This window comes from Streptomyces sp. SID1328, from assembly GCF_009865595.1.
GTDB classification, from domain to species: Bacteria; Actinomycetota; Actinomycetes; order Streptomycetales; family Streptomycetaceae; genus Streptomyces; species Streptomyces griseoluteus.
Map to the genome: position 1 here is coordinate 1 of NZ_WWKH01000884.1, position 5,734 is coordinate 5,734.

Annotated in this window: 7 protein-coding genes; 5 read left to right on the plus strand and 2 right to left on the minus strand. The window is 70.1% G+C overall.

All coding sequences use genetic code 11. The features are described from left to right. The 4 genes from GT030_RS28480 to GT030_RS28495 all read left to right on the plus strand — a co-directional run. Positions 1-324 (plus strand): ATP-binding cassette domain-containing protein (locus GT030_RS28480; RefSeq protein WP_161203544.1); only part of this gene is annotated, 324 nt, incomplete at its 5' end. A 17-nt stretch (positions 325-341) separates the two neighbouring features. Beyond that, the gene (locus tag GT030_RS28485; protein ID WP_161203545.1) at positions 342-1,262 is read left to right on the plus strand and encodes a glutamate ABC transporter substrate-binding protein; all 921 of its coding nucleotides are present in this window, start codon (positions 342-344) and stop codon (positions 1,260-1,262) included. A gap of 11 nt (positions 1,263-1,273) precedes the next feature. After that, on the plus strand, positions 1,274-1,918 hold the full coding sequence (locus GT030_RS28490) for an amino acid ABC transporter permease (protein ID WP_161203546.1): 645 nt from the start codon (positions 1,274-1,276) through the stop codon (positions 1,916-1,918). Further along, positions 1,915-2,796, plus strand: coding sequence for an amino acid ABC transporter permease (locus GT030_RS28495; protein WP_161203547.1), 882 nt, complete (start codon positions 1,915-1,917; stop codon positions 2,794-2,796). The genes GT030_RS28490 and GT030_RS28495 overlap by 4 nt, the downstream gene beginning before the upstream one ends. A gap of 49 nt (positions 2,797-2,845) precedes the next feature. Here the strand turns inward: GT030_RS28495 and GT030_RS28500 are convergent, their stop codons facing one another. Next, entirely contained in the window at positions 2,846-4,402 is a 1,557-nt protein-coding gene (locus tag GT030_RS28500) for an alpha/beta fold hydrolase (protein WP_161203548.1), read from the minus strand. A 116-nt stretch (positions 4,403-4,518) separates the two neighbouring features. Beyond that, positions 4,519-5,274 carry a hypothetical protein gene (locus GT030_RS28505; protein ID WP_161203549.1) on the minus strand — a complete coding sequence of 252 codons (756 nt, stop codon included), beginning with the start codon at positions 5,272-5,274 and terminating at the stop codon, positions 4,519-4,521. A 45-nt stretch (positions 5,275-5,319) separates the two neighbouring features. Between GT030_RS28505 and GT030_RS28510 the strand changes: the two genes are divergently transcribed. After that, on the plus strand, positions 5,320-5,550 hold the full coding sequence (locus GT030_RS28510; RefSeq protein WP_161203550.1) for a hypothetical protein: 231 nt from the start codon (positions 5,320-5,322) through the stop codon (positions 5,548-5,550). The last annotated feature ends 184 nt before the right edge of the window (positions 5,551-5,734 follow it).

Consider the following 5,734-nt stretch of genomic DNA (forward strand, 5'->3'; position numbering starts at 1 on the left):
CAGCTCTCCGGCGGCCAGCAGCAGCGCGTGGCCATCGCCCGCGCCCTCGCCATGGACCCCAAGGCGCTGCTCTTCGACGAGCCCACCTCCGCGCTCGACCCCGAGATGATCAACGAGGTGCTGGAGGTCATGCAGCAGCTCGCCCGTGAGGGCATGACCATGATCGTCGTCACCCACGAGATGGGCTTCGCCCGCTCCGCCGCCAACCGCGTCGTCTTCATGGCCGACGGCCGGATCGTGGAGGACCGCAGCCCCGAGGAGTTCTTCACCGCCCCGCGCAGCGAGCGGGCCAAGGACTTCCTCTCCAAGATCCTCAAGCACTGACCGGGGGAGTGCGACCCATGTCCCGTCACACCCGCGCGCCCCGCGCCATCGCCCTGTTCCTCGCCCCCCTCGTCCTGCTCGCCGCAGCGTGCGGCAAGGACGGCAGCCCGCCCGCCAAGGGCCCTGCCCCCGACCAGCTGCCGCACTACGCGGTGGACCGGAACTTCAGCCTGCCCGGCTCCCCGACCTGGACCCGCGCCAAGAAGCGCGGCCACTTCGTCGTCGGTGCCAAGGAGGACCAGCCCTACCTCGGCGAGAAGGACCCGGCGACCGGCCGGTACTCCGGCTTCGACATCGAGATCGCCAAGATGCTCTCCGCCTCCCTCGGCTTCCCCGGCGACAGCGTCCGCTTCCGCACCATCGCCTCCGCCAACCGCGAGACGGCCCTGCAGAACGGCCAGATCGACTACTACGTCGGCACCTACACCATCAACGCCAACCGCAGGAAGCTGGTGGGCTTCGCGGGGCCCTACTACATGGCCGGCCAGTCCCTGCTGGTCCGCAAGGACACCGACGACATCCATGGGCCGGAGGACCTCGCCGGCAAGCGGGTCTGCTCGGCGGCCGGCTCGACCCCGTACCGGCGCATCAAGGACGACTACCCGAAGGCCGTCCTGGTCGCCTACGACACCTACTCGGTCTGCGTGGACAACCTGCTCACCTACCAGGTGGACGCGGTCACCACCGACGACGCCATCCTGATCGGCTACGCGGCCAAGGCCCCCGACGAACTCAAGGTCGTCGGCAAGCCGTTCTCGAAGGAGCCGTACGGCATCGGCGTCCCGCGGGCCGACGACGCCCTGCGCTTCGCCCTGGACAACGCCCTCGCCGCCCGAGAGAAGAACGGCGACTGGAAGAGGGCGTACGACGCCACGCTCGGCCTGTCCGGCGTGCCCGCGCCGAAGCCGCCGCCCATCGACCGCTACCCGGCGAGCTGACCGAGGACGCCATGAACGTACTGACAGACAACTTCGCCATCTACGCCGAGGGATTCCTCGGCACGGTCGAACTGACCGTCTACGCCTCGCTGCTGGCCCTCGCGCTCGGCTTCCTGATGGCGTCCTTCCGGGTCGCGCCGGTGGCCTCGCTGCGGGTCTTCGGCACGGTGTGGGTGACCGTGCTGCGCAACACGCCGCTCACCCTGCTGTTCTTCGCGGTGCTGCTCGGGCTGCCCCGGTTCGGACTGGTGCTGCCCTTCCAGGCGTTCGCGGTCCTCGCGCTGGGCTGCTACACCTCCGCCTTCATCTGCGAGGCGCTGCGTTCCGGCATCAACACCGTGCCCAAGGGCCAGGGGGAGGCGGCCCGCAGCCTCGGGATGAGCTTCGCGCAGACGCTCGGCGTGATCGTGCTCCCGCAGGCGTTCCGCTCGGTGATCCCGCCCGTCGGCTCCACCCTGATCGCGCTGGCCAAGAACTCCGCCATCGCCGGCGCCTTCAGCGTCACCGAACTGCTCGGCACCTACAGGACGTTGAGCGAGCTGGGCTACAACATCATCTGGACCTTCGTCTGGATCGCGGTCGGCTACCTGATCATCACGCTCGCCATCAGCGCCGTGTTCAACCTGCTGGAGCGCAAGTGGGGAGTGGCCCGATGACGACCGGGACCACCGCGCTCTACGACGTCCCTGGCCCCGCCACCCGGCGGCGGCACGCGCTGTACGCGATGCTGTCCACCGCCGTGCTGCTGGGCCTGGTCGCCTGGGTGCTCTATCTGCTGTTCTCCACGGGCCAGTTCACCGCCATCAAGTGGAGGCCCTTCGAGTACAAGGGCATCCAGGAACTGCTGCTGCGCGGCCTCGGCAACACCCTCAAGGCGTTCGCCGTGGCCGCCGTGCTCTCCCTCGCCCTCGGCGGGGTGCTCGCCGCCGGACGCCTCTCCGACCACGCCCCGGTGCGCTGGCTGGCCACGCTCGCGGTGGAGTTCTTCCGCGCGATGCCCGTGCTGGTGATGATCTTCTTCATCTTCGTGGCGCTCAAGGTGCAGCCGCTGCCCGCCCTCGTCGCCGGACTGACCCTCTACAACGGCTCGGTGCTCGCCGAGGTCTTCCGCTCCGGTGTCAACGCCGTCGAACGCGGCCAGCGTGAGGCCGCGTTCGCTCTCGGCATGAGAAAAACCCAGGTCATGTCCTTTGTGCTCGTACCGCAGGCGGTACGCGCCATGTTGCCAGCGATCATCAGCCAGTTGGTGGTCGCGCTGAAGGACACGTCGCTGGGCTTCCTCATCACCTACGAGGAGTTCCTCCACGCCGGGAAGCTCATCGCCTCGAACCTCGACTACGATTTGCCGTTCATCCCCGTGGTGATGGTGATCTCGCCGATCTACATCGGGATGTGCATGCTGCTCTCGTGGTTCGCCGTCTGGGTGTCCCGCCGGGAGCAGCGCAGTCCCAAGACCGAGGCCGTGGCTGTCGCCGCGCCCGGCCCTGGGGCGCCGCTGCCGGGTGGGGAGCCACCCACGGCTCTGAAGCCGTGACGAAGGCGGCGGTCCACACGGGCCATGCTCGTCCGGCGGCGGCCGGAGATCACTGCTCGCGCAGGGGGACCGACACGTACGACGGGTCGCCCTCCGGCGAGGAGAAGGTCAGCCGCGCGCCGGACGGGTTGTGCTCGATGTAGAGCGGATCGACCGTGTCGGCCACCAGGGCCAGCCGGTGCCCGGCCGGGACGTCGTAGGCCGTGGAGAACAGGTCGAGGTCCACCCCGAACGGCTGCCCCGGCGTACGGCCGTGCCAGGTCAGGGGCGCGTGGGTGACCAGCTTGCCGATGCCGAGCGGGCCCACGTCGTACAGGTAGGCCACGAAGGTGCCGCTCTCGGCGGTCGGGGTGAGCGTGGTGTGCAGCCTGGCGGTCCCGCGCACTCGCTGGGGCGCGGCGTACCGCTCCGACTGCCAGACGGCCGCCCAGCGGCGCGGGAGCAGCGGGACGGAGGCCATCGGGGGCAGCTTGGTGACCTGGTCCATGAGGCCGGAGAGCAGGACGATCCCGCCGTCCGCGCCGGAGTCGACGTTGGTGTGGATGGTGGTGCTGCCCGTCAGCGCGATCTTGCGGTCGGTGGCGGCGACCGACTTCCAGTCCGGGTAGCCCTCGTAGCCGCCGCCGGTGCGGGACTCCAGCTGGACGGGCTGCTCCCGGTCGACGCCGTTGTCCACGCCCCGGAGGTAGTGGTCGAACCAGCGGCCGGTGTCCTTCCACACGTCGTTGGGCAGCCCGAACAGCCCGGTCAGCTCCGGGGTGGCGTGGTCGCCGGGGCGCAACTGGAGCCGCTTGGGGCCGGTCAGCTTCTCGTAGAAGCTCGCGTACTGGTTGGCCGGGAAGACCGAGTCGCTCCAGGCGTTGGCGAGCATGACGGCGGGCTTGCTCGCGTTGAGCCGGTCCAGGTACGTCACGGCGGAGCGGCGCTCGCCCCAGTCGATGAGGTTCTGCTCCTGGGAGAGGTCGGAGGCGTAGAAGCGGTCGAAGACCTGCCGCAGCTCCGGGCCCCGCCGGCCGGTGATCCCGCCCGCGCCGTCCAGCAGGGCGACCGCCTGGACGTGCTGGGTGCGGCCGGAGTAGATCGAGCTGATCAGGTCGGCCCAGCCGCTGAGCGCGGCCACAGCCCTGATCCGCTGGTCGTGGGCGGCGGCGAGCAGGCTGATGCCCGCGCCGTAGGAGACGCCCGCCATGCCGATGCGGGCGGAGTCGGCGGGGGTGTTGGCCAGCGCCCAGTCGATCACCTTGGAGGCGTCGGCCAGGTCGGGCGCCCCGGCCACCTCGATCTCGCCGCCGGACTGCCAGAAGCCGCGCACGTTGTAGGAGAGCACCACATAGCCGGAGTCGGCGAGTTTCCGTGCCTGGGCGAGGTACTCGGCCTGCGGGAAGCCCCAGCTGGTGGGCAGTACGAGCAGCGGATGGCTGCCGGAGCCCGCCGGGGTGACGACGTTCGCCTTCAGTACGGTGCCCCCGTCACCGGGAATGTCGACGAACCGTACGGTGGGGGCCGCCTGGGCCGCGGGCGCCAGCCCGACGACCGCGCCGGCGACCAGCGCCGCCGAGACGGTGCCGACGGCGCAGGTGCGCAAGGGGTTACGAGCGGATGCCATGGTCACTCCTGACGCGTGCCAGTGCGAAAGTGACCCGACAGTAGTTGGTGGTTCTTACCTCAAGTAACCCGTCGGTAAGTTACGTACGGGTAACAATAATTGAGGGCGGTTGCGCCCTACGAGGCGGGCGTCGTCTGGGCCGGCGTCTCCTCGGTCTCCGGGAAGGGGGCCTGCGCCGCCCGCGTGACATCGGCGACCACCTCGACCAGATCGGGGCCGTACGCCTGGGAGTTGACCACCTTCAGCAGCAGCACGAACGAGTGGGAGCCGTGCTTGCGGGCCAACCGCTCGTGGTTACGGGCCAGATAGCGCGTCGCCGCCTGATTGGTGATGGCCCGCTGCCCGCAGAACAGGAACACCGGCCGGGTCTGCCGGCCCGCCGCGACCTTGGCCAGCAGCACGTACTCGGTCGTGCCGGGCTCCATCCGGTAGGTCTCCGTACCGATCCGGAACGCGCCCCGGTTCGGCCCCTTCTCCTTCTCGGTGTTCATCCGCACCCCCGGCAGCATGGCCGACATGTGCGCCAGCATGCGCCGGTTGGACGCCGGACCGCCCACGCAGAACTCGGTCCGCTCACCGAAGCCCTGGTGCGAAACGTCCTGCGTCATCAACTGCATGTTCGCGCCACAGTCCTTGATGAGCGCGGACAGCTCCAGCAGCGCGAACACGTCGAACCGGTGCACCGCCGGCTCCGTCGCCCCCGGGTCCCTGTTCACGACGAACAGCGTCTCCGAGTTGTCCGGCAGCCCGAAGAACACCTGCTTCCGCCGCAGCTTCCGCCGCCACAGATAAGTCCGGGCCACCCACCCGATCGCGGCACTGATGCCGGCGGCTATGACGCCCAGGACGATGTTGCGCACGTCGTCGTTCATGCGGCGGGATGGTAGCGGGTCCGGGGAACGACCCTGCGGACCGCTGTGGACGAGCTGCACGACGAGGTGCGGGCGGCCGCAGCGGAGCGGGGCCGGATTCCCGCCGCGCGGCTGCTGCGGCGGCGGGTGCCCGTGCTGGCGCTCGGGGAGGCCCTCGCGTACGTGAGCGGGCTGAGCGGGGGAGGGGCTCCGGAGGAGCCGGTGGAGGTCGTCACGCGCGAATTGGTGGCGCCGGCCGACCCCGTGATGGCCGTGGACACCTTCCGGGTGGGCTGAGCCGGCATGCGGGGTTCCGGGGCGCGAGGCATACTGTCGGGGGCCTTGGGGATCTGGTTACGCTGCGCGGACAGTGTTCTCGGGAGGTTCGGATGGGTCGTCCTGGTACGCGGAAGCCGGCGATGCTGGTGGCCTTGGCCGCCGTCGCCTCGATGGGGGTCGCCGCCCCGCCGGCAGCGGCGGG

Bases quoted from the DNA above. Each gene is read 5' to 3' on its own strand.
- GT030_RS28485 (WP_161203545.1), top strand. From the start codon at position 342: ATGTCCCGTCACACCCGCGCGCCCCGCGCCATCGCCCTGTTCCTCGCC.
- GT030_RS28490 (WP_161203546.1), top strand. From the start codon at position 1,274: ATGAACGTACTGACAGACAACTTCGCCATCTACGCCGAGGGATTCCTC.
- GT030_RS28495 (WP_161203547.1), top strand. From the start codon at position 1,915: ATGACGACCGGGACCACCGCGCTCTACGACGTCCCTGGCCCCGCCACC.
- GT030_RS28500 (WP_161203548.1), bottom strand. From the start codon at position 4,402: ATGGCATCCGCTCGTAACCCCTTGCGCACCTGCGCCGTCGGCACCGTC.
- GT030_RS28505 (WP_161203549.1), bottom strand. From the start codon at position 5,274: ATGAACGACGACGTGCGCAACATCGTCCTGGGCGTCATAGCCGCCGGC.